Genomic DNA, 23,234 nt, shown 5'->3' on the forward strand with positions numbered 1-23,234 from the left:
GATGCTTTTACTTTTTTTTCGTTTTTAAATTTTGATATACATAAATTATCATTACAGCGGAAGATATTAAAATTAAAGTAGGAATCAGTACCATATTCAAAGTTTTTATATATGATTTTGATTCTGTTTTTTTATGAGAAGAAGTAATGACTTTTTTATGTTGTTCTTCTTCTACTTCATCCTTATGAATTGTTTTTGGCTTTTTTAAATCAGGCATAGAGCCAATGTCACTTGTAATTAATGATAAAACTTGCTCATCTAAATTTTTATAATATTCTTTAGCATTAAGTGGATTAAAATATTGAAATCTAAAGTATTGAGAATCCTCTTGTAATATATTTAGATTTTGATTATCAAATTTTTGTTTCTTAATTAAACGATTAAAATCTTTATTTGTTATCTTTTCACCATTATCATCTAAATGATTAACCTTATTAATAATATAAGGGTTGTACTTATAAGCACCTTTTGCATATTGATTAAACCTATTTAAGATATTTTCTGAAAATCTTGACTCTATTTGATATGCATTTCGATAAGTGGATTCTTTTCCTCTATCACTTTGGAAATATAGATTATTTTGCTTTAAATGTGTTGGTTCAAAATTATTATGATTGTTTTCAACTAGTTGTCGTGAAACCAATTGGTTAAACATTGTTTTGGAAATACTATTTTGAGACTTACCCTTTTGATAAGTAGTTTTTGAGTAAACATTAGATGAAATATTATCATTATATGGTTGTATGATTTGATTTTGTTTCGACTTCATTGATTTAGACCTTACATTTTGATGTTCTTCTTGCTTAAAAATAGTTGAATCATCAATTTTATAATTTTTACTTTTTTGTGCTGTTTTATATTTAGTATGATTTTTTTCTTTAGAAGATGACGTGTTATTTTTATGAATATGTTCTATTCCACTCTTTTGTTGATTCTTATCATTAACTTTTTCTTTTTTTGATCCTTCAGAGCTATTAGTTTCGTTACTTTTTTGTTGTGACTCTTCTGCTATTGATTCTTTTGTGCTATTAGACTCTTCGCTTTCTTCTTGTGATTCCTCTGCTGTTGATTCTTTTGTGCTGTTAGGCTCTTCGCTTTCTTCTTGTGATTCCTCTGCTGTTGATTCTTCCGTATTATTAGTTTCGTTACTTTCTTGTTGTGATTCCTCTGCTGTTGATTCTTTCGTATTATTAGTTTCGTTACTTTCTTGTTGTGATTCTTCTGCTGTTGATTCTTCCTTACTGTTAGTTTCGTTGCTTTCTTGTTGTGATTCTTCTGTTTTTGATTCTTCTGTGTTGCTAGTTTCATCGTTGGTATGATTAAATTCTTTTATGTTTTGATTTTCATTACTTAGTTCAATTTTAGAATGCTGATTGTCAGAAGTTTTTTGTAGGTTTACTTTCTGATCTACGCCTTCACTCTCTATATTAGAAGAGGTTTCAGCATAACTATAGTGACTAAATATAATTGTACTTATAGCAAAAATAAGACTTGTTCGAATAACGTTTTGTTTTATCATTCTGAGACCTCCTCTTATTTTTAACAGTTTTAGTATAAAGAATAAAAAAATATCATGCATGTATATAAACAAATTGATAAAGAATATTAATATTTATGAAATTTTTTGTTATATAATAATTTACTTATTCTAGTATAAATTTTATACTGGATATATATTAAAAAAAGGAGATTATCTGATGGGATTATTTGATAAAGAAAACACAAAACCATTTTTAACTGAAGTTGAAAACAGACGTACAATTTATAAAACTAAAACATCTATTTCTATTAGTGATGAAGAATTAGAGGAATTGATTGAACATATTGTAAAATATATGCCTTCAGCTTTTAATTCACAATCAACACGTATTGTTTTATTACTTAACGATCAACATATTAAATTCTGGGAAAACGCTAAAACTGTACTCAAAGATGTAATGGGACCAGATCGCGACTTTGAATCTACAGATCAAAGAATTAATGGTTTCGAGCATGCCTACGGAACTATTTTATATTTTGAAGATGAAGATGTGATAAAATCATTACAAGAACAAATGCCATCATATGCTGATAATTTTGCTAACTGGGCTGTTCAAACAAATGCTATGCATCAATACGCCATTTGGACTGCACTAAGTTCAAAAGGTATCGGTGCATCGTTACAACACTATAATCCACTAGTTGATCAAATTACAGCACAAACATTTGATATTCCAGCATCATGGAAACTTGTAGCACAAATGCCATTTGGTGATATTGAAGAACAAGCTGGTGAAAAAGAAATTCACCCTACTGATCAACGATTTATTATTAAAAAATAATAAATTTAAACTTATCAATGAAGCATATTTCAATTAAGTCATTTTACCTTAATTGTAATGTGCTTCATTTTGCTTTTCATAGCTAAATTTAGTAAATTGAAATTATTAAGCAGGTTGAGGAGTGGTTAAAGTGAAAATACAAATATTCCAATTTTATGTCGAATATGGAAATGTTGAGAAAAATGAACAAAAAATTTCAGAATGGTTTAATACTCAATTAGATGCTGATACTGAAGTTGTTGTGTTACCAGAAATGTGGAACAATGGCTATGCTTTAGAAGAATTAAATGAAAAAGCAGATCAAGCATTATCACGTAGTTTTCCTTTTATTTCGAATCTTGCTCAAACATATCAAGTTGATATCGTCGCAGGATCTGTTTCAAATAAACGAAATAATAAAGTTTATAATACTGCTTTTACTGTTTCTAAAGAAGGTCGTCGTATTAACAAATATGATAAAGTTCATTTAGTTCCAATGCTAAATGAACCAGAATTTTTAGAAGATGGAAAAACAGTTCCAGAACCATTTACTTTATCATCAGGTGCGCTCGCCACTCAAATTATATGCTATGACTTAAGATTTCCTGAATTGCTAAGATACCCCTCTAGAGAAGGTGCTCAAATCGCATTTTATGTCGCCGAATGGCCAACATCTCGCCTTAATCATTGGAGAAGCTTACTTCAAGCTAGAGCGATAGAAAATGATATTTTCATCGTCGCATGTAATGGCACAGGTCATGATGGAAATACTGAATACGCTGGACATTCAATGATTATCAATCCTAATGGAGATATTCTTGTTGAGTTAAACAGAGAAGAAGCTACTATTTCAGTTGATATCAACATTCAAGAAGTATCACGCCAAAGAGATGCTATTCCAATCTTTAGAAATTTAAAACCTCATTTATATAAATAAAAAAAGTCGTGAGCTTGGGAGAGACTCACGACTTTTACTTAAGGGAATGTTTTACAGTTATTTTTCAATCTTTTGGGGATGTTATTAATTATGAAAAATTACATTGCATAACAATGTTATGATAGCTTGCATATTGAAAATAATTACCTTCTATTCAGAATAGCTAAGTTAATTATTTTCTACTGAGTTAACACTTCAGCGAGTCTTATGCATTTCTCATCAATAAGTTGGGATAGCTTATTAATGAATGGAACTACACGAAGAAATAAATAAATGAAATATTTTACTATGAAAATCGATATTATCGAATAACCCATTGGTCTCGATCATCACAAATACATAGTCAAACTACACAAACATTCCTTACAACTCATCGATAAATCAACTTTTAATTTCGCAACTACTAACAAAATCAAAAAAAGATTTATTCGAATAAAACAAAGACTAACAATTTAAAGACTAAGATTATTAAGTTGATATCACTTTAATGTGATATGAGTATATTAAAACATAACATTCATTTAAGTAATTAAAAATTTCTTAACTTGCAACTTTTTCTACTAAACTGTTTATTTTTATATGGTAAAATATGAGTTATCGAATTACTTTAACAGTTAAGTATTAAATTTCAACAGTTAAGCATTATTTTACAGACTAATTGCGCAAAATTGTATAATATAGTCAAGGAGAGTGGCACAATATTGAAAGCAATTGATGATAAAATTGAGCACTTTGCATCTTATTTACAGAAGAAAAACAACCTTGATCATATCCAATTCTTAAAAGTACGATTAGGCATGCAAGTGGTTGTTAGTAATATTGCTAAAACAATTGTGACATATGGTGCTGCGCTCATATTCCATACATTTTTGTATACTTTAATCACACACATTAGTTATTTTTTAATTCGACACAATGCACACGGGGCGCATGCAAAGTCTACTTTGCTATGCCATATTCAAAATTTAATCTTATTTGTTGGTTTACCATGGCTTATTGCTTACTATCATATTAATATGGGTATCATGTATAGTGTTAGTGGCCTTGCATTATTACTGATTATTATTTATGCACCAGCTGCCACTAAGAAACAACCTATACCCGAACGACTAAAACCTCGCAAAAAAATAAAGTCTATTATTTTAGTAGTGGTTTTAATCATTATTTCTATTATAGTACCAGAGCCATATAAACAATTAATTTTATTAGGTATGATACTTGAAAGTACAACACTATTACCATTCTTTTTTCCTAAGGAGGATTATTAATTATGACATTTATTACAGATTTATTCATTAAACTATTCTCATTAATCTTAGAAACTGTTGGTACACTTGCCACTTATTCAACATGCTATGGATATTTCGATGAATCAGAAGTTCCTAAAGAGTTAACAAATTTAGAAAGATAGTATTTGTCAGAAAGTGTGTGACTTATGAATTTGTTTGAAAACTTAGCTTTACCTTTTTTTCAAAGTTTTCTTTTATTTTTAATTGCAAAAATTATTTTAGATATTAAATATAATTTAAGGGATTATTTAATCATTTTGGCGATTATAATCCCTTCTGCTTTTTTGTATTACTTTTTTGGTAGTTTTCTATTATTATTTTTACTTATTAGTTGTGTAATATTTTTATATTTAAAAGTAAAGTTATATTCTATTTTAGCTGTCCTAAGTAGTGCAATCTTAATGTTTTTAAGTAACTTTATAGGTTTTTTTATATCAATTTTCTTGCGATTCTATATTAGTAATACTATTTTAGTTGCTGTTTCATATACTATAATTTTTTCATTTATTTCTATTATCCTAGGTTATTCTTTTAAATTTTTATTTAGAAGACTTAAAAAATCTTATTTAGCAATTAACAAAACTTATTTACTTGTTATTTCTATAGTATTAGTTTCATCATTTATGATACTTTCTACGTATTCTCAAATACCTAAGAGTAATGGAACAACTTTAAAAGGTTATGCTTTAATTTTTATTAGTATACTTCTCTTTTTCGTCATTGTTATTATATTAATATCGATAAGCACATTAAGAGAAATGCGTTATAAGCAAAGTTTGGAAGAAATTGAAACGTATTATGAATACACACTACAAATAGAATCGATTAATAATGAAATGCGTAAGTTTAGACATGATTATGTCAATATCCTTACTACAATGTCAGAATACATAAGAGAAAATGATATGGATGGTTTAAAGACATATTTTAATGATAATATTGTTCCTATGAAAGATAACCTTCAAATGAACTCAATCAAAATTAATGGTACGGATAATTTAAAAGTGCGTGCTATTAAAGGATTGATAACAACTAAAATTTTACAAGCTCAAGAAAAAAATATACCTATTAGTATTGAGGTGCCAGAGTTAATTGATCATATGGAGATGAATACGGTTGATTTAAGTCGTATCATTGGGATTATCATTGATAACGCTATTGAGGCTTCAGAAGAATTAGAAGATGCCTTAATTAGAATTGCATTTATCAATGTCGAAACGTCAGTCATGTTTATTGTTATGAATAAATGTAAAGAAGATATGCCGAAAATCCATGAATTATTTCAAGACTCCTTTTCAACTAAAGGAGATAACAGAGGACTTGGTCTAACGACTTTAAAAGAAATTACTGATACTACTGAAAACGTGTTACTTGATACGACTATAGAAAATGGCTACTTCGTTCAAAAAGTAGAAATTATAAATAATATGCCATAAGGATGTGAGAAAATGAAAATATTCATTTGTGAAGACGATGTGAAACAACGTGAAAATATGGTTTCAATTATTAACAACTATATAATGATTGAAGAAAAACCGATGGAAATAGCGTTAGCGACAGATGATCCTTATGAAATTATTGAACAGTCAAAAGAAATGAATGATGTTGGATGTTATTTTTTAGATATACAATTGGAAGCTGATATTAACGGTATTAAACTTGGAAGTGAAATCCGAAAGTATGATCCTATTGGGAATATCATCTTTGTTACAAGTCATAGTGAACTCACTTACCTAACATTTGTCTATAAGGTATCTGCAATGGATTTTATTTTTAAAGATGATCCTAATCAACTAAAAACGCGAATAATAGATTGCATTGAAACTGCTCATACACGTTTAAAATTACTTTCAAAAGAAAGCAATGTTGAAACAATTGAATTAAAACGTGGTAGCAATTCAATATATGTACAATATGATGATGTCATGTTCTTTGAATCGTCTACAAAATCCCATCGTTTAATTGCACATCTTGATAACCGTCAGATTGAATTCTACGGAAATCTTAAAGAATTAGCACAACTCGATGATCGTTTTTTCAGATGTCACAATAGTTTTGTTGTAAATCGCCATAATATCGATTCAGTCGATTCTAAAGAACGAATTGTAACTTTCAGAAATGGTGAGCATTGCTATGCCTCTGTACGTAATGTTAAAAAGATATAATATTAAAACCCCTTCATTTTAATATCTGAAGGGGTTTCTTAATCTCTTTTTTAAAGTTCTTCAATAACTTCTTCTAAACTTGGAATACTTTCAATAGCGCCATATTTAGTAGTTACTTTTGCAGCTACTAAATTACTAAATTTTAAAATTTCTTCTCCTTTTTCTTTAAATAGAGAAGTAATGTCTGTTAATTCTGTATTTAAAATTCTATTAATGACTGCACCAATAAACGCGTCTCCGGCACCAGTAGTGTCAACAGCTTCAACTTTATACCCTTGATGATGAATAATTGTCCCATCTTTTAAATAGGCTGTTGCTCCTTTGTCTCCTTGTGTATAGATAACTACTTCAACATTTCCTTTAAATAAAGATTGAATCGCTTTATGTTCATCACTTATTTCAGTAACAAATTCAATTTCTTCATCTGAAATTTTAATGATATTTGCTTTTGGAAGAAATGACTGAATAGTCGCTTTACACGCTTCTGCGCTATCCCATAATGGTAATCTAACATTTGGATCAAACACTATCATCCCATGAGCCGCTTCAAATTTTTCAATCATAGCAAGATGTGCATTTTTCATATCACATTCAATTAAATCAACAGAACAAAAATGTAGAACATCTTGATTAGAAATATTAATTTCATCTAAATTCGAAGCATGATAAAGCATGTCAGCTGATGGTTTACGATAAAAAGAAAAATCTCGTTCTCCATTTTCTTTTAAACTAACGAATGCGAGTGCAGTATTAGCTACATGTGTTCGTTTAATATATGTTGTACCAACGCCTATTTTCTCTAACGTCTCTACGATAATATCTCCAAAAGCGTCATTACCTAATTGTGTAACCATTTCTGTCCTACTACCTAATTTTTTAGCCACACTTGCCACATTAGCAGGTGCCCCGCCAACTTGTCGACTGAACTGCGTTACATCTTTAAGTTCAATATTTGTTCTATTTGGAATAAAATCGATTAATGCTTCACCAATAGCATATAACTTCCTCATTTATTTTTCTCTCCCTAAGTCATATTTAGTAAATTTTAAATAAACTTGACCTGTTTCTGTAGATGTGCGAATTGCTGTAGCATTTTCATCAGGAAAAATTCTTGACGTTAAGACACACTCTCCATCATTACAAAAAATTTCAATACTTGACGTATCCACAAAAATGTGTAATTGTTTTAATGGCGAATCTAAATATGTAGATCTTGTCACACCTTCAACATTACTAGGTAATGCACCACTTTCTGATCGATCTAATGTAATCTTTTGCTCCCTAGTATTATAAGAAATTAATGTTGAATTTAACTTAGATGCTCTTAATTCAAAATATATTTCTGTTGCTTCATTTTCTAAAATATCAATAATAAGCTCATATTGCGTACCTTCGTAAGGATGAAGTGTTGTATTATATTTGTTAGCATAACCTAATGCTGTTTCTTTATTTTGACGTAACGTCTCTAACGCTTTCAAAGGACGTTGGCGTAACCGTCCTTCTTCGATTGTTAACTCTCTAGGTATCGTTAAACAATGTGCCCAATCTTCTTCATCTGTAGGATAGTGAGTATCTGGTAATCCCATCCACCCAATTAAAATACGCTTACCATATTCATCTATAAACGTTTGTGGCGCATAAAAATCAAAACCATTATCAAGTTCTATAAATGTCTCATGTTTGAATTCTAATGTATCGAAATTTAGATGACCGATTAGATATCCAGATTGATAAATATTTCTATATTTTTCATCTTTTGCATCAATACCTTGAGGACTAAAAATAATGACATCTTGTCCATTTAAACTAAAATAGTCTGGACATTCCCACATATAGCCAAAATCTTCTAGTTCGGTTGTAATTTCTCCAATATATTCCCATTGGTCAATCTGTCGATGTATCATTTTGTACAAAAGTAAACGTCCTAATTCTTGTTGAGTTTGGACACCTAATATTGCATAATATTCTTCATGATGTTTAAATACTTTTGGATCTCTAAAATGACTTGTATATCCTTCAGGTTGATGAGCAATCACAGGCTTATTTAATTTTTCAATTGAACCATCTTGTTTTACTTTTGCAATCATTTGACTCGAATATCTTTTCCATTCTTCATCTCGATGATTACCTGTATACATGTAATATAAGTTTCCTTCAAATTCAAAAGCACTTCCACTATATACCCCAGGACTATCATAAATCGTATCAGGCTTTAATATAGGCCCATTGGGTTCAAATGTCACTAAATCTTTACTAGTATAATTAAACCAATATTTCAGTCCATGCACAGCACCCAATGGAAACCACTGGTGAGATACATAGTATGTTCCGTTATAAAACATCAATCCATTAGGATCATTTAATAAACCTGTTTCAGGTTGAATATGAAAGTGTTGACGATACCTTGATTGTTCTATTCGATGCTTTAACGCTTCTAATTCATCTTTGTTCACATCTTCAATACGACGATAGCGTTGTTCTCTTGACCACTCAGTCATATTAGTCCTCCTAAATCATTAGTATTAATTTTATCACTTAATATCGTAACGGTAATTAGTCTTAAGACTTTACAATCTATAATTTAAAAAGCGGGAAATTGTACTTTTGATACTCCCGCAAACTTTGCAATATCTGATATGTTTTTCAATAGACTAATCATCTAAATTAATATCAATATAATATTAATTTTATCATATCGTGATTATCTTCAAATACTGTTTTACTAATGAAACTTTAACATTTTAAATATATATCAATACCTTTTATGTAATTTATTTAATTCCCCATAAAAATATGCCTTTTCACCATGCACAAGTTGATCTAAACCTGTCATATCTTCTTCAACGGTCGTAGCAAGGGACATAAAAATTGATAATGTCTTTCCAATAATAAAAGTTATAATAATCGAGTAAACGACTACTACTACAACTGCAATACATTGTATCCATATAGTATGTAAATGACCAGTATAGATTAATCCATCTAATATATCTTTATTAACTTTATGTGATTGAAATACACCAGTCAATATTGCACCAATCACACCCCCAACACCATGAATACCAAAGGCATCAAGTGTATCATTATATCTTAATTTTTCTTTTATAGAATTGACCACAAAATAACATGCTATACCACCAATCATAGAGATAATGTATGCACTTAAGTAGTTTACAAATCCAGCTGCTGGTGTAATGGTTACGAGTCCTGACAGTACACCTGATAATAAACCAAGTAAGCTTAACTTTTTATTAGAAAAGTATTCAAGAATCAACCAGCTAAATGCTCCTCCGCTTGCAGCGATGATAGTATTTACAAATGATATCACTGCTATATCATTTAAAGTAAACGCACTTCCTGTATTAAAACCGTACCATCCTATCCAAACAAAAATACCACCTATAAGTGTAATAAGTAAATTATTCGGCTGTAGTTTTTCTACTTTTTTTCCGTGACCTATCATTATTGCTAATACTAATCCTGATACTCCTGATGTAATATGTACCACAGTACCTCCAGCATAATCTAAAGCCTCAAGTTGTTGAATCCAACCACCGCCCCATACCCAATGGGCTACAGGACTGTAAATCATAATTACCCATATAAATATAAAAATGATAAAAGGAATAAATCTCATTCGCTCAGCAATTGAACCTGATAAAATGGAAACTGCAATAGTACAAAACATCATCTGAAATAACATAAATAAGGCAAACGGAATATGTGGACTAAATTGAACATTCGTATTAAATCCTACATGTTGCAAACCAATAAAATCAAAATTACCTATCCAATCATTTCCATGACCAAAACTAAGAGAAAACCCAATGACCACCCATGTAAACGTAACAATAATGATAGCGGCCATACTTTGCATCACTGTATTTAAAACATTTTTAGATTGAACTAAGCCTCCATAAAATAAACTCAATCCCGGTGTCATTAACCAAACTAATAAAATACACAGAAATAAAAAAATTGTGTCATCCATCTTCATTTTTACCACTTCCTTAAAAAACATCATATTAATAGTTTTTAAGAATAGCAAAAACACGTAAGATTAAATGACACAATTTGTCATATTACATTACATTTATAAAGAAAAACTTAAGCTTTTTGAACTGTGATTGTCCATGAAGCATCATCAAGTTGTTCATAGTTTGTTACAGGATACCCCTGTTCTGCTGCCCAGTTTGGAATTGCTTCAGTTGCTTGAGTGCAATCAAAGTCTATTTTTAATTCGTCACCATTTTTTAATGTTTCCATTTTCTTTTGTGCTTCAATAAGTGGAAATGGACATACCATTCCAACAGTTCCTAATTCGTATAACATATTCAGTCCTCCAATAATTAAGTTGTTTGAGTTTGTTTAGATATTTGAGTAGATTGAGCTATTTGTTTTTGAATTTGTTTCATTGGTCTTACGAAAATAAAGTAACTCATAAACCATGTACCTAATATCATCGATGCTAAAGCAATCCAACCTTGCCAACTTAGTGTTGCAGTCGCCACTAATCCATTACCAATGGAACAACCCCCAGCAACTGAAGCACCAAATCCCATGCATATACCACCAATAGCACTATTTCTAATAGTAATTTTATCTGGTAAACGCCATTTAAATTCTTTTGCTCCTCTAGCAGCAATATATGATCCAATAAATATACCTAATACTAAAAAAACGCCCCAATCGATAAATTTTAAATCTCCACTCATTAAGAATTGAACAATATGTGCTGATGGAGTAGTGATACCTAATCCATCTTCACGTCCAGTAGAATAACTCATAGGCCATGCTAATAAAGCAATCAATCCTACAATAATTCCAGCTACAAATGGATGATAGCGCTTTTCAAATAAATAATGTCGTATTCCTGAATATCTTTGCTTTAATTTGGGTACAGCAATTTTGGGTTTTGGTTTACGTAATGTACGGATAACTAAGAATAATGTTACACCTGTTAATATAATAACTAATATCCAACTTGGTATGCCTGTCGTTTGTGACATACTAGCATTTACATTCGTTGGTTTATTAATTTTATTCATTAAAGGTAATAGAATTCCAGCTTTTGTAATTGTTGCTGATAAAGCATACATAATTAAAGCAACCCAACTACCAATTAATCCTTCCCCAGCTCGATACCATGTGCCAGTTGCACATCCGCCAGCTAATACTATACCAATACCAAACACAAATGAACCAATAATCGTACCTATTACTGGAAATGTTTGATAAGAAACTGTTAATACATCAAAACCAGTTAAAACTAGTAAGCCTATACTTTGTACTGTAATTGCCACTAACAAAGCATAAAACATTTTATTATTTTTTTGAACATACATATCTCTAAATCCGCCAGTAAGACAAAAACGTGTACGTTGCATAACAAAACCTAATAATAGGCCAACGATTAATCCACTAATAATCATCCAAATCAAATAAAACACCCTTTCCCGATTGATTTACTAAGGTATTATAATGGATTAACTAACCTATTTCAATATTTTCCATTGAATTAATATATTTATAAAAAAAGCTATAATGCAAATGCATTGTAGCTTTAAAAAATAATTTAATATTAATTTGAAGAGTTTTTCATAAAGAATAATAGTGATTGTAATTCGATACCTAAATCGATATGATGAACTTGAACATCATTTGGCACATCAATTCTAGCAGGAGTAAAGTTTAAGATACCTTTTACATCTGCCTTAATAAGTCGATCTGAAACAGATTGTGCCACACTTCCTGGTGTAGTAAGAATCACTACATTAATATTCTGTTTTTGAAGTTCAGATGAAATATCATCAATATGCTTTACTGTCACTTTTCCAACTTTTGTACCAACAATATCTTTATCAATATCAAATGCAGCTGTAATTGTCATTTCATCATGTATTGAAAAATTGTAAGTAAGTAATGCACGTCCTAAATTCCCTACACCAACAATAGCAATGTGAATATTATTACTATCGCTAATCTCCGTTTTAAAGAATTCTAAAAGACTCTCAACGTTATAGCCATATCCTTTCTTACCTAACTCACCAAAATAAGAAAAATCTCTTCTTATCGTAGCTGATTCAATATCTAAAGCTTCACTAATTGTTTTAGAACTCACGCGATCAATACCTTTAATTTTTAATGAATTAACAAATCGATAATATAAAGGTAAACGTTTTAATGTAGCGCGAGGTATTTTTGATTGATTTTGAGGCATATGCAATGTCCCCCTTTTTGTTTGAACTTTTTAATCTATATATTCAAACTAACTAGAGTGCAATTAGTTATTTTAGTGAAATATATATAATGCCTATTATGGATACTGCAATATTATACCGTAACCTATTTCAAAAATAAATATCTTAGTTTCCTAAGCATACCTTATATTGTAAAATGATATAATAATGTCAAATTTAAAGTTAAATAAATGTGATTGTTACATAGATAGAAAGGTGAAACTTGAATGATACTTTTACAATTAAATGATATTTCAAAATCGTTTGATGGTGAAGATATATTTAATCATGTTAATTTTGAAGTTAAAACTGGAGAACGTATTGGCGTAGTAGGAAGAAATGGCGCTGGAAAATCAACGTTAATGAAGATTATTGCAGGTGTTGAAGATTATGATAGTGGCCATATTTCAAAAATCAAGAATTTACGTATTGGTTATTTAACTCAACAAATGACACTTGATTCTTCTCTTACTGTAATTGAAGAAATGTCAAAACCATTTGAACATATTAAGCATATGGAAACGCTTATTAATGATGAAACTGATTGGTTAGCCGCTCACGTTGATAGTTATGATTCAGAAGATTATAAACAACATATGGAGCGTTATGAATCATTATCTAATCAATTTGAACAACTTGAAGGTTATCAATATGAAAGTAAAATTAAAACAGTATTGCATGGTTTAAACTTTACTGAAGAAGAATTTGATAAACCCATTAATGATTTTAGTGGCGGACAAAAAACACGTTTATCTTTAGCACAGATGCTTTTAAGTGAGCCAGATTTATTACTATTAGATGAACCTACAAACCACCTCGACTTGGAAACAACTAAGTGGTTAGAAGATTATTTGAAATATTTTAAAGGTGCCATCATTATTATTAGTCATGACAGATACTTCTTAGATAAAATTGTAACTCAAATATATGATGTTGCTTTAGGAGATGTAAAGCGTTACGTAGGTAATTATGAGCAATTTATTACTCAACGTGATAAATACTATGAATTAAGAATGCAAGAATATGAAAAACAACAAGACGAAATTAAACGTCTTGAAACTTTCGTGGAAAAAAATATTACTCGAGCTTCAACAAGCGGTATGGCTAAAAGTCGTCGAAAAACATTAGAAAAAATGGAACGTATCGATAAGCCAATGATGGATGCTAAAAGTGCTAATATCCAGTTTGGGTTTGATAGAAATACTGGCAATGATGTGATGCATATCCGTAATCTAGAAGTAGGTTATCAATCCCCTATCACTGCTCCTATTAATATTGAAGTTACAAAAGGAGACCATATTGCTATTATTGGGCCTAATGGGGTTGGAAAGACTACCCTTATCAAAACAATTGCAAATCGTCAAAAAGCATTAGGTGGAGAAATTACTTATGGTGCTAATTTAAACATAGGATATTACGATCAAAAACAAGCAGAATTCAAATCTAATAAAACAATATTAGATTATGTTTGGGATCAATATCCTATGATGAATGAAAAAGATGTCCGCGCTGTTTTAGGACGATTTTTATTCGTTCAAGATGACGTCAAAAAAGTTATTAATGATTTATCAGGGGGCGAAAAAGCACGTTTGCAATTAGCTTTACTTATGTTACAACGTGATAACGTTTTGATACTCGATGAACCTACTAACCATCTTGATATAGATTCTAAAGAAATGTTAGAACAAGCGTTAAAAGATTTTGAAGGTACAATTTTATTTGTTTCCCATGATCGATATTTTATTAATCAACTAGCAAATAAAGTATTTGATTTAAATAAAGATGGCGGTCAACTATATTTAGGTGACTATCAATATTTTATTGAGAAAACAGAAGAAGCTTCTGCGTTAAAGGAATTTGAATCGGAAAACAATAAAGATGAAACGCTTGATTTAGAAGACACCGATTCGTCAACAACTAATACGTATGCTTCTCAAAAACAATATAAGAGAGAATTACGAAAAATTGAGCGTCAAATTGAGCAATGTGAAGAACAAATCGAAAAATATGAAGAACACATTACTCAAATTAATCAACAATTGACTCAGCCTGATATTTTTAATGATCCTATTAAGGCAAATGAACTTGCTGAACAGAAATTAAGTACCGAACAACAATTAGAGAATGTTATGGCTGAATGGGAAGAGTTACAAGAAAAAATTTAATACATCTAAGAAAACTAGTAAAAGTATCAAATTTTTACTAGTTTTTTATTTATTTCATTCACAAATTTATAAACAAATAAAATACTGATATCTCAGTTATCAACGAACTTATCCTAGTTATCCACAACGCGAACGATAATAATTCACATAACTTTTACACAACATTTAAACGATATTCACATCTTTGCCCCCTTTTTATCCACAAGATATTAACTATTTGTTGATAAGTACACACGTTCTCTATTGACATATATCAACAGTCAATATATTAACCTAATTAAATAAAAAAGTAATTGAAACTTATTTGATTTTAAGTTCAATTACTTTTTACTTTATTATTCAACTGTTACATCTTCAATATCTATATTATTTTTTCCATTTAAATCTAGAGATGAAGTTACACCAGCTTTATAGTAATAATATCCAGCAGCCCCAATCATAGCAGCATTATCTGTACATAACTTTGAATTAGGTATTGAAAGTTTAATGTTATTTTCTTTACACAAATGATTTAATCGTTCTCTTAATCCTTTGTTACTAGCTACTCCGCCAGCTACAATAAGGTGTTCAACATGATAAGCTTTACAAGCATTAATAGCCTTTGTACTTAATACATCGACGACACTATTTTGGAAACTGGTAGCAACATCTTCTTTTTTTATGTCTTCATTTTTTTGTCGTTGATTGTGTAACTTATTAATCACTGCACTTTTTAATCCACTAAAACTAAAATCATAACTATCTTTTTCAAGCCATACTCTAGGAAAATGGTATGTGTCCTTTCCTTTCAAAGCAAGTGCATCTATAGCTGGGCCTCCTGGATATGATAAACCAATTGTTCTTGCTACCTTATCATAAGCCTCTCCTACAGCATCATCTCGTGTTTCACCAATTACTTCAAAATTTAAATGTGATTTCATATAAACGAGTTCTGTATGTCCACCCGAAACGATTAATGCTATTAAAGGAAAGACTAACGGTTCTTCAAGATGATTAGCATAAATATGTCCTGCAATATGATGAACAGGAATGACTGGCTTATTATAAGCAAATGCTAAAGCTTTTGCTGCATTAATTCCTATTAGAAGTGCCCCTATTAATCCAGGTCCTTGTGTAACAGCTATGGCATCGATATCTTCCATAGTAACATTAGCTGAAGATAACGCTTCATCAATTGTAGTCGTAATTCCCTCTACATGATGTCTACTTGCAACTTCAGGGACTACTCCCCCAAAACGTTTATGACTTTCTATTTGACTAAGTACAATATTAGATAAAATCGTATTTCCATTTTTTATAACACTTACACTTGTTTCGTCACAGCTTGTTTCAACCGCTAATATTAATATGTCTCTATTCATTTAAATTCACCCACATCACTAATGCATCCTCGCCTTCTCCATAGTAATTTTTTCTTTTACCGCCATATTGAAACCCTAATTTTTTATATACATGTTGAGCTATCACATTCGTAATTCTCACTTCTAAACTCATCACATCACAATTATGCCTAGCATAGTCCATCACATAATTAAGTAATAGCTGACCTAATCCATAGTCTCTGAATGATTCTTTGATTGCTATTGTTGTAATTTGAGCTTGATCTATTACTATCCATAATCCTAAATATCCAATAATTTCTTCTTGAAAAATAACAACAAAGTATTTTGCGAAGTTATTTTCATTTAGTTCATGGTAAAATGCATCGATGGTCCATGAACTATCGTTGAAGCTTTCTCTCTCAATATCGAAAACACTTGGTACATCATCGACTTGCATCGCTCTAATGGTTAACTGTTCTTCTGTTGGTTTAACCAATTACGTTCCGCCTCTGACAATTTTATATAATTTGGTACAAACGTATGAATGTTCTCAGGTTGATGAATCAAGTGTTTCATGACAGTTGCATTAGGCAGTTTAGCCTCAATATCTCCATGTAGTAATTCAGATAATTTTTCCGTGTCCTCTCCTACAAACACATAAGGTTGATTTAAATCATTGAGTTTTTTATGCAACGCTTCTAAAGAAATATATTGGTCTTTTTCAATTGTATTTAATTGATTGTTTTCATATTGATATAATCCTGTATATACCGCTTCGCGACGAGCATCAAATATTGGTACGATAATTCTTTTATCATTCGTATCTATAGTAGCCGCTAATGCTTTTAACGATGATACACCATATAATTTAGTATTCAAAGCATAGGCTAATGTTTTCGCTACAGTAACGCCTATTCTCACTCCTGTATAAGAGCCAGGCCCTTTTGCAATAACAATCCCATCTAATTCTTGTTTTTTTAAATTCGATTCATTAAATAAGGATTGAATACTAGGCATAAGTTGGCTCGAATGATCTTTTTTACTATTTGTTGTTTTTATTGCTAACACCTCATCATCGTTCATCAAAGCAATTGACATGGGTTGATTTGAAGTATCAATTAACAGTAAGTTCATTGTCTATCTCTTCCTTTATTTTAGTATAATGATAGCCTTTTGCTGCTATATTAATTTGTCGTTGATTTTCATTTATAGTCGTAATATTAATCACTAAATACTCTTCCGGAAGGAACTCCTGTATAAATTGACTCCATTCAATTATTGTAACAGCGTCATCTTCAAAGTATTCATTAAATCCTAAATCTTCATCTGAATCTTCTAAGCGATAACAATCCATATGATGAAGTTTTAACTCCTTACCTTTGTATGATTTTATGATATTAAACGTAGGAGAATTAATATTACGCTTTACTCCTAGATATTTACCTATAAATTGAGTCAACGTTGTTTTACCAGCACCTAAATCTCCATTCAATAAAATGACATCTTTTGAACCAACATGCTTCATTAAAATTTTAGCAAAATGTTCCATCTCATCTAAATTTTTGATAGGTATCATGTATTGTTCTCTCTCCTCATGTTTATTTTACACTTCGTTATTTCATCTAAATTTAACTTAATAATTGTAACAAACTTTACTAAAAATTTCTCATTAATAAAATATAAATCATTCTTCTAAATTGTTAGAAAATTCTAAAAATAGTATTGACTTTAATATCTGTTTAGTGTAAATTAAATTTATCAAATTTTTAAACAATTCTAACTATTCAAATAATCATCCATTCAAGAAAGGAGTATAATATCATGCAATCATTTACATATTCACTATCACCACTAGAAAATTTAATTATTTTATTATACTCTTCAGGGCTGGAACTTTAGTAGCTTAATTTACTAAATGTTTAAGTCCTATTTCTCATTGAATGGGACTTAAAAACGTCCCAACTTTATTGGGGCGTTTTTTTATTTTAATAATTAGTAATTTATGGGGGAATGAATAAATGAGAAGTGACATGATAAAAAAAGGTGATCATCAAGCACCAGCAAGAAGCCTATTACACGCGACAGGAGCACTTAAAAGTCCTACTGACATGAATAAGCCTTTTGTAGCAATTTGTAATTCATATATCGATATCGTTCCTGGACATGTTCATTTAAGAGAATTAGCAGATATTGCAAAAGAAGCGATTCGTGAAGCAGGTGCAATTCCTTTTGAGTTTAATACAATTGGTGTCGATGATGGCATAGCAATGGGACATATTGGTATGAGGTATTCCTTACCGTCACGTGAAATTATTGCAGATGCGGCTGAAACTGTTATCAATGCTCATTGGTTTGATGGTGTATTTTATATTCCTAACTGTGACAAAATTACACCTGGAATGTTATTAGCAGCTGTTAGAACAAATGTCCCTGCTATCTTTTGTTCAGGTGGTCCAATGAAAGCTGGTTTATCTGCTCAAGGAAAAGCTTTAACTTTATCGTCTATGTTCGAAGCAGTCGGAGCTTTTAAAGAAGGTTCAATTACTAAAGAAGAATTTTTAGATATGGAACAAAATGCTTGTCCAACATGTGGATCATGTGCAGGAATGTTCACAGCAAATTCTATGAATTGTTTAATGGAAGTCTTAGGATTAGCACTTCCCTACAACGGTACAGCTTTAGCAGTAAGCGATCAACGTCGTGAAATGATTAGACAAGCAGCATTTCAATTGGTAGAAAATATAAAAAATGACATTAAACCTCGTGATATTGTTACGAAAGAAGCAATTGATGATGCATTTGCTTTAGATATGGCAATGGGTGGTTCAACAAATACTGTACTTCATACATTAGCAATTGCTAATGAAGCTGGAATTGAATATGACTTAGAAAGAATTAATGAAATTGCTAAAAAAACGCCTTATTTATCTAAGATTGCACCAAGTTCTTCTTATTCTATGCACGATGTTCATGAAGCTGGCGGATGTCCAGCAATCATTAATGAATTAATGAAAAAAGAAGGAACTCTGCATCCAGATCGACTAACAGTTACTGGTAAAACATTAAGAGAAAATAACCAAGGTAAAGAGATTAAAAATTTCGATGTTATTCATTCTTTAGATGCTCCATATGATAAAGAAGGTGGATTGTCCGTCTTATTCGGTAATATTGCTCCTAAAGGTGCAGTAATTAAAGTTGGTGGTGTTGATCCTTCAATTAAAGTATTTAAAGGAAAAGCAATTTGCTTTGATTCACACGATGCAGCTGTAGAAGCAATTGATAATAAAACAGTTCGTGAAGGTCACGTAGTTGTCATTCGATATGAAGGACCTAAAGGAGGTCCGGGTATGCCAGAAATGTTAGCTCCTACATCATCTATCGTCGGAAGAGGTTTAGGAAAAGATGTTGCTTTAATTACGGATGGTCGTTTTTCTGGAGCCACTCGTGGTATCGCTGTAGGTCATATTTCACCAGAAGCAGCCTCAGGAGGTCCTATTGGTCTGATTAGAGATGGTGATGAAATTACTATTGACTTAGTAAATCGAACTTTAGACGTTAATCAGCCTCAAGAAGAATTGTATAAACGTAAAGAAGAACTTGAGCCTTTTAAAGCTAAAGTAAAAACAGGTTATCTTGCAAGATACACTGCTTTAGTAACCAGTGCAAATACGGGTGGTATTATGCAAGTCCCAGAAAATCTTATTTAAATTTAAGGAGCGATAAATATGTCAAAAACAAAGGAAAGTAATAAACAAACTGAAACACTTACAACTCGAAGTGGTTCTGACTTATTAGTAGAAGCACTTGTACACGAAGATGTTGATTTCATTTTTGGATATCCAGGTGGCGCAGTTTTACCATTATACGATACATTTTATGATGAAAAAATTAAACATATTCTTGCACGTCATGAACAAGGTGCTACCCATGCCGCTGAAGGATACGCACGTGTTTCAGGCAAACCAGGTGTCGTCGTCGTAACAAGTGGTCCTGGAGCTACAAATGCTATCACTGGTATTACTGATGCTTATTGTGATTCTCTACCTTTAGTCGTATTTACCGGACAAGTGGCAACCCCTGGTATTGGTAAAGATGCATTCCAAGAAGCTGATTTATTATCAATGACAACGCCAATTACAAAAGCTAATTACCAAGTTAAACATGTAGATGATATCCCTAGAATTGTTCACGAGGCATTCTATTTAGCAAATACTGGACGTAAAGGACCTGTAGTCATTGATTTCCCAAAAGATATGGGTGTTTTAACTTCTTCTGCTCCACTTGAAGAAGAGGTTCATTTACCTTCATATCAAGTAACTGAAAATCCAAATAAAGAAGATATTCAACAACTTTCTCAATATTTAAATCATGCAAAAAAACCTGTCGTTTTAGCTGGAGCAGGTATCAATCACTCAAAATCAAATGCTTTATTAACTGAATTTGTTACTCAACATCAAATTCCTGTTGTTACAACTTTATTAGGTCTAGGTGCTATTCCATATGAAAATCCCCTTTTCCTTGGTATGGGCGGTATGCATGGCTCTTATGCAAGTAACATGGCACTCACTGAATGTGACTTACTCATTAATTTAGGTAGTCGATTTGATGATCGTTTGGCTAGTAATCCTAACGAATTCGCACCAAACGCTAAAGTGGTACACATTGATATTGATGAATCAGAAATTAATAAAGTGATTCCTACAACACTCGGAATTGTTGCAGATTGTAAAAAAGTATTAGAAGCATTAGTTACTGAACATCATAGTCATGCTACATACAAAGAATGGGTAGACCATTGTTTAGATAATAAATCAAAACATCCATTTAAATACAAAGAAGCTAATGATACATTTTGTCGTCCTCAAGAAGCCATTGAATATATTGGTAAAATCACAAATGGTGAAGCCATCGTCACTACAGATGTAGGTCAGCATCAAATGTGGTCAGCACAATTTTATCCTTTCAAACATCATAGTCAATGGGTTACAAGTGGTGGATTAGGAACAATGGGATTCGGTATTCCTTCAGCAATTGGTGCCCAACTCGCAGCTCCAGATAAAACAGTTATTTGTTTTGTAGGTGATGGTGGATTCCAAATGACCAATCAAGAAATGGCGTTATTACCTGAATATCATCTAAATGTAAAAATTGTTTTAATTAACAACGGTACATTAGGAATGGTAAAACAATGGCAAGATAAATTCTTTAATCAACGTTTTTCACATTCTGTTTTTAATGATCAACCAGATTTTATTAAAATGGCTGAAGCTTACGGTGTTAAAAGCTTCTTAATCGATCACCCTAATAAATTAAAAGCGCAATTAGATGAAGCTTTTAATTATGAAGGTCCTGCTTTAATTGAAGTAAGAATTTCTCCAGCGGAACCTGTAAACCCTATGATTCCTAGTGGTAAAGCTAATCATGAAATGGAGGGTCTAGAATGAACCGAACTTTAAAATTAAAAGTAGCTGATCAAGTCAGTACATTAAATCGAATCACAAGTGCTTTTGTAAGATTACAGTACAATATCAATGAATTATATGTAAAACCTGCTAGTGAAGATGGCATATCTGATATGACAATCAAAGTTCATATTGAGGATGAAGATATATATCGAATTTTAATTACTAAATTAAAAAAACAAGTCAGTGTTATTAATATTGAAGATGTGAATGATTAATTCTTAGATGATGCGCTAGCATTTTACATCAATTATCATATTTAATGTCTAACATCACGAAGTTAATTATTACCTTTTCAATATTCAGAGTTTTTTAAATTTTTTAACTAATGGAGGAAAGTATTATGACAAAAGTTTATTATGATCAATCAGTAGAAAAAGATGCACTACAAGGTAAAAAAATTGCTATTATCGGTTACGGTTCTCAAGGCCATGCACATGCTCAAAACCTTAAAGATAACGGTTACGACGTAAGAGTTGGTATTCGTCCAGGTAATTCATTTAATAAAGCTAAAGAAGATGGATTAGATGTTTATCCAGTGGCTGAAGCAGTTAAACAAACAGACGTTATTATGGTATTACTTCCTGATGAAATTCAAGGTAATGTATATAAAAATGAAATTGCTCCAAATTTAGAAGCTGGTAATGCATTAGCTTTTGCACATGGATTTAATATTCATTTTAACGTCATCGAACCTCCTAAAGATGTAGACGTCTTCTTAGTAGCACCTAAAGGTCCTGGTCATCTAGTAAGACGTACATTTGTTGAAGGTTCAGCTGTGCCAGCATTATTTGGTGTTCAACAAGATGCTACAGGTCATGCACGTGACATTGCTTTAAGTTATGCAAAAGGTATTGGTGCTACACGTGCTGGTGTTATTGAAACAACATTTAAAGAGGAAACTGAAACTGACTTATTCGGTGAACAAGCTGTACTTTGTGGGGGAATTCATAAACTGATTCAAAGTGGTTTCGAGACATTAGTGGAAGCTGGATATCAAAAAGAATTAGCATATTTTGAAGTACTACATGAAATGAAACTTATCGTTGATTTAATGTATGAAGGCGGTATGGAAAATGTACGTTATTCAATTTCAAATACTGCTGAATTTGGTGACTACGTATCTGGTCCACGTGTCATTACTCCAGATGTTAAAGACAATATGAAAGAAGTACTTAAAGATATTCAAAATGGTAATTTCGCTAATCGCTTTGTTAAAGATAACGAAAATGGATTTAAAGAATTTTATGAATTGCGTGAACAACAACACGGTCATGAAATTGAAGCAGTGGGTCGTGAACTAAGAAAAATGATGCCATTCATTAAATCTAAAAGCATTCAAAAATAAAATGTAA

22 protein-coding genes and 1 pseudogene are annotated in these 23,234 nt (G+C 31.1%); 11 read left to right on the forward strand and 12 right to left on the reverse strand.

Going from position 1 to position 23,234, the window contains the following annotated elements:
* Nucleotides 1–7: 7 nt before the first annotated feature.
* A complete protein-coding gene (locus HMPREF2953_RS04725; RefSeq protein ID WP_070672058.1) occupies nt 8–1,519 on the reverse strand; it encodes an SdrH family protein in 1,512 nt (503 codons plus the stop codon).
* Nucleotides 1,520–1,697: 178 nt separating this feature from the next.
* Here HMPREF2953_RS04725 and HMPREF2953_RS04730 point away from each other — a divergent pair, with 178 nt between their 5' ends.
* From HMPREF2953_RS04730 to agrA, 6 genes are all read left to right on the forward strand, one after another.
* Complete coding sequence (locus HMPREF2953_RS04730) at nt 1,698–2,321, forward strand: nitroreductase family protein (RefSeq protein ID WP_070672061.1); 624 nt, start codon at nt 1,698–1,700, stop codon at nt 2,319–2,321.
* A 130-nt stretch (nt 2,322–2,451) separates the two neighbouring features.
* On the forward strand, nt 2,452–3,237 hold the full coding sequence (locus HMPREF2953_RS04735; RefSeq protein ID WP_070672063.1) for a carbon-nitrogen family hydrolase: 786 nt from the start codon (nt 2,452–2,454) through the stop codon (nt 3,235–3,237).
* Nucleotides 3,238–3,938: 701 nt separating this feature from the next.
* Nucleotides 3,939–4,505, forward strand: coding sequence for an accessory gene regulator AgrB (locus HMPREF2953_RS04740; protein WP_002455090.1), 567 nt, complete (start codon nt 3,939–3,941; stop codon nt 4,503–4,505).
* A 2-nt stretch (nt 4,506–4,507) separates the two neighbouring features.
* Complete coding sequence (gene agrD, locus HMPREF2953_RS04745) at nt 4,508–4,648, forward strand: cyclic lactone autoinducer peptide AgrD (protein WP_070672065.1); 141 nt, start codon at nt 4,508–4,510, stop codon at nt 4,646–4,648.
* A 24-nt stretch (nt 4,649–4,672) separates the two neighbouring features.
* Nucleotides 4,673–5,962 (forward strand): quorum-sensing sensor histidine kinase AgrC, encoded by a 1,290-nt coding sequence (gene agrC, locus HMPREF2953_RS04750; RefSeq protein WP_070672067.1) that lies wholly within the window; start codon nt 4,673–4,675, stop codon nt 5,960–5,962.
* A 12-nt stretch (nt 5,963–5,974) separates the two neighbouring features.
* Nucleotides 5,975–6,691, forward strand: a complete 717-nt coding sequence (gene agrA, locus HMPREF2953_RS04755) for a quorum-sensing response regulator AgrA (protein ID WP_002455088.1) — start codon at nt 5,975–5,977, stop codon at nt 6,689–6,691.
* A gap of 50 nt (nt 6,692–6,741) precedes the next feature.
* Here agrA and HMPREF2953_RS04760 read toward each other — a convergent pair whose 3' ends face one another.
* From HMPREF2953_RS04760 to HMPREF2953_RS04785, 7 genes and pseudogenes are all read right to left on the reverse strand, one after another.
* On the reverse strand, nt 6,742–7,701 hold the full coding sequence (locus HMPREF2953_RS04760; RefSeq protein WP_070672068.1) for a carbohydrate kinase family protein: 960 nt from the start codon (nt 7,699–7,701) through the stop codon (nt 6,742–6,744).
* Nucleotides 7,702–9,189, reverse strand: a complete 1,488-nt coding sequence (locus HMPREF2953_RS04765) for a sucrose-6-phosphate hydrolase (RefSeq protein ID WP_070672070.1) — start codon at nt 9,187–9,189, stop codon at nt 7,702–7,704. It lies immediately after the preceding gene.
* A gap of 81 nt (nt 9,190–9,270) precedes the next feature.
* Nucleotides 9,271–9,338, reverse strand: a pseudogene (locus tag HMPREF2953_RS11795) (LacI family DNA-binding transcriptional regulator); the annotation flags it as partial.
* Nucleotides 9,339–9,443: 105 nt separating this feature from the next.
* Nucleotides 9,444–10,688: an ammonium transporter gene (locus HMPREF2953_RS04770; protein ID WP_049336643.1), complete on the reverse strand. Its 1,245-nt coding sequence runs from the start codon at nt 10,686–10,688 to the stop codon at nt 9,444–9,446.
* A 110-nt stretch (nt 10,689–10,798) separates the two neighbouring features.
* The gene (locus HMPREF2953_RS04775) at nt 10,799–11,023 is read right to left on the reverse strand and encodes a sulfurtransferase TusA family protein (protein ID WP_002448268.1); all 225 of its coding nucleotides are present in this window, start codon (nt 11,021–11,023) and stop codon (nt 10,799–10,801) included.
* Between the two features lie 17 nt (nt 11,024–11,040).
* On the reverse strand, nt 11,041–12,129 hold the full coding sequence (locus HMPREF2953_RS04780) for a YeeE/YedE family protein (RefSeq protein WP_176746033.1): 1,089 nt from the start codon (nt 12,127–12,129) through the stop codon (nt 11,041–11,043).
* 143 nt (nt 12,130–12,272) lie between these two features.
* Nucleotides 12,273–12,911: a redox-sensing transcriptional repressor Rex gene (locus HMPREF2953_RS04785; RefSeq protein ID WP_017175284.1), complete on the reverse strand. Its 639-nt coding sequence runs from the start codon at nt 12,909–12,911 to the stop codon at nt 12,273–12,275.
* A gap of 246 nt (nt 12,912–13,157) precedes the next feature.
* Between HMPREF2953_RS04785 and HMPREF2953_RS04790 the strand changes: the two genes are divergently transcribed.
* Nucleotides 13,158–15,095, forward strand: a complete 1,938-nt coding sequence (locus tag HMPREF2953_RS04790) for an ABC-F family ATP-binding cassette domain-containing protein (protein WP_070672074.1) — start codon at nt 13,158–13,160, stop codon at nt 15,093–15,095.
* Between the two features lie 335 nt (nt 15,096–15,430).
* Here the strand turns inward: HMPREF2953_RS04790 and tsaD are convergent, their stop codons facing one another.
* Genes tsaD through tsaE form a run of 4 tightly spaced genes read right to left on the reverse strand, consistent with a single transcriptional unit; the run spans nt 15,431 to nt 17,993 of the window.
* Nucleotides 15,431–16,456 carry a tRNA (adenosine(37)-N6)-threonylcarbamoyltransferase complex transferase subunit TsaD gene (gene tsaD, locus HMPREF2953_RS04795; protein WP_070672075.1) on the reverse strand — a complete coding sequence of 342 codons (1,026 nt, stop codon included), beginning with the start codon at nt 16,454–16,456 and terminating at the stop codon, nt 15,431–15,433.
* On the reverse strand, nt 16,449–16,874 hold the full coding sequence (rimI, locus tag HMPREF2953_RS04800) for a ribosomal protein S18-alanine N-acetyltransferase (protein WP_371090992.1): 426 nt from the start codon (nt 16,872–16,874) through the stop codon (nt 16,449–16,451). Before rimI ends, tsaD begins: the two co-directional genes overlap by 8 nt.
* A gap of 11 nt (nt 16,875–16,885) precedes the next feature.
* On the reverse strand, nt 16,886–17,551 hold the full coding sequence (tsaB, locus tag HMPREF2953_RS04805) for a tRNA (adenosine(37)-N6)-threonylcarbamoyltransferase complex dimerization subunit type 1 TsaB (RefSeq protein WP_002448261.1): 666 nt from the start codon (nt 17,549–17,551) through the stop codon (nt 16,886–16,888).
* Nucleotides 17,532–17,993 (reverse strand): tRNA (adenosine(37)-N6)-threonylcarbamoyltransferase complex ATPase subunit type 1 TsaE, encoded by a 462-nt coding sequence (tsaE, locus tag HMPREF2953_RS04810; RefSeq protein ID WP_002448263.1) that lies wholly within the window; start codon nt 17,991–17,993, stop codon nt 17,532–17,534. Before tsaE ends, tsaB begins: the two co-directional genes overlap by 20 nt.
* A gap of 442 nt (nt 17,994–18,435) precedes the next feature.
* Between tsaE and ilvD the strand changes: the two genes are divergently transcribed.
* From ilvD to ilvC, 4 genes are all read left to right on the forward strand, one after another.
* Nucleotides 18,436–20,124: a dihydroxy-acid dehydratase gene (gene ilvD / locus HMPREF2953_RS04815; protein WP_002448260.1), complete on the forward strand. Its 1,689-nt coding sequence runs from the start codon at nt 18,436–18,438 to the stop codon at nt 20,122–20,124.
* A gap of 18 nt (nt 20,125–20,142) precedes the next feature.
* Complete coding sequence (ilvB, locus tag HMPREF2953_RS04820; protein ID WP_070672078.1) at nt 20,143–21,861, forward strand: biosynthetic-type acetolactate synthase large subunit; 1,719 nt, start codon at nt 20,143–20,145, stop codon at nt 21,859–21,861.
* Entirely contained in the window at nt 21,858–22,097 is a 240-nt protein-coding gene (locus HMPREF2953_RS04825) for an ACT domain-containing protein (RefSeq protein WP_070672080.1), read from the forward strand. Before ilvB ends, HMPREF2953_RS04825 begins: the two co-directional genes overlap by 4 nt.
* A gap of 125 nt (nt 22,098–22,222) precedes the next feature.
* On the forward strand, nt 22,223–23,227 hold the full coding sequence (gene ilvC / locus HMPREF2953_RS04830) for a ketol-acid reductoisomerase (protein WP_070672081.1): 1,005 nt from the start codon (nt 22,223–22,225) through the stop codon (nt 23,225–23,227).
* Nucleotides 23,228–23,234: the final 7 nt, after the last annotated feature.

This window comes from Staphylococcus sp. HMSC072E01 (assembly GCF_001814125.1).
GTDB lineage: Bacteria > Bacillota > Bacilli > Staphylococcales > Staphylococcaceae > Staphylococcus > Staphylococcus hominis.

What these genes read in the sequence shown, in the direction of transcription:
- ilvD (WP_002448260.1), top strand. Translation starts at nt 18,436, where the DNA reads ATGAGAAGTGACATGATAAAAAAAGGTGATCATCAAGCACCAGCAAGA.
- HMPREF2953_RS04765 (WP_070672070.1), bottom strand. Translation starts at nt 9,189, where the DNA reads ATGACTGAGTGGTCAAGAGAACAACGCTATCGTCGTATTGAAGATGTG.
- agrD (WP_070672065.1), top strand. Translation starts at nt 4,508, where the DNA reads ATGACATTTATTACAGATTTATTCATTAAACTATTCTCATTAATCTTA.
- tsaB (WP_002448261.1), bottom strand. Translation starts at nt 17,551, where the DNA reads ATGAACTTACTGTTAATTGATACTTCAAATCAACCCATGTCAATTGCT.
- HMPREF2953_RS04770 (WP_049336643.1), bottom strand. Translation starts at nt 10,688, where the DNA reads ATGAAGATGGATGACACAATTTTTTTATTTCTGTGTATTTTATTAGTT.
- ilvB (WP_070672078.1), top strand. Translation starts at nt 20,143, where the DNA reads ATGTCAAAAACAAAGGAAAGTAATAAACAAACTGAAACACTTACAACT.
- agrC (WP_070672067.1), top strand. Translation starts at nt 4,673, where the DNA reads ATGAATTTGTTTGAAAACTTAGCTTTACCTTTTTTTCAAAGTTTTCTT.
- HMPREF2953_RS04730 (WP_070672061.1), top strand. Translation starts at nt 1,698, where the DNA reads ATGGGATTATTTGATAAAGAAAACACAAAACCATTTTTAACTGAAGTT.
- HMPREF2953_RS04825 (WP_070672080.1), top strand. Translation starts at nt 21,858, where the DNA reads ATGAACCGAACTTTAAAATTAAAAGTAGCTGATCAAGTCAGTACATTA.
- agrA (WP_002455088.1), top strand. Translation starts at nt 5,975, where the DNA reads ATGAAAATATTCATTTGTGAAGACGATGTGAAACAACGTGAAAATATG.
- rimI (WP_371090992.1), bottom strand. Translation starts at nt 16,874, where the DNA reads ATGCAAGTCGATGATGTACCAAGTGTTTTCGATATTGAGAGAGAAAGC.
- tsaE (WP_002448263.1), bottom strand. Translation starts at nt 17,993, where the DNA reads ATGATACCTATCAAAAATTTAGATGAGATGGAACATTTTGCTAAAATT.
- HMPREF2953_RS04790 (WP_070672074.1), top strand. Translation starts at nt 13,158, where the DNA reads ATGATACTTTTACAATTAAATGATATTTCAAAATCGTTTGATGGTGAA.
- tsaD (WP_070672075.1), bottom strand. Translation starts at nt 16,456, where the DNA reads ATGAATAGAGACATATTAATATTAGCGGTTGAAACAAGCTGTGACGAA.
- HMPREF2953_RS04760 (WP_070672068.1), bottom strand. Translation starts at nt 7,701, where the DNA reads ATGAGGAAGTTATATGCTATTGGTGAAGCATTAATCGATTTTATTCCA.
- HMPREF2953_RS04775 (WP_002448268.1), bottom strand. Translation starts at nt 11,023, where the DNA reads ATGTTATACGAATTAGGAACTGTTGGAATGGTATGTCCATTTCCACTT.
- HMPREF2953_RS04725 (WP_070672058.1), bottom strand. Translation starts at nt 1,519, where the DNA reads ATGATAAAACAAAACGTTATTCGAACAAGTCTTATTTTTGCTATAAGT.
- ilvC (WP_070672081.1), top strand. Translation starts at nt 22,223, where the DNA reads ATGACAAAAGTTTATTATGATCAATCAGTAGAAAAAGATGCACTACAA.
- HMPREF2953_RS04785 (WP_017175284.1), bottom strand. Translation starts at nt 12,911, where the DNA reads ATGCCTCAAAATCAATCAAAAATACCTCGCGCTACATTAAAACGTTTA.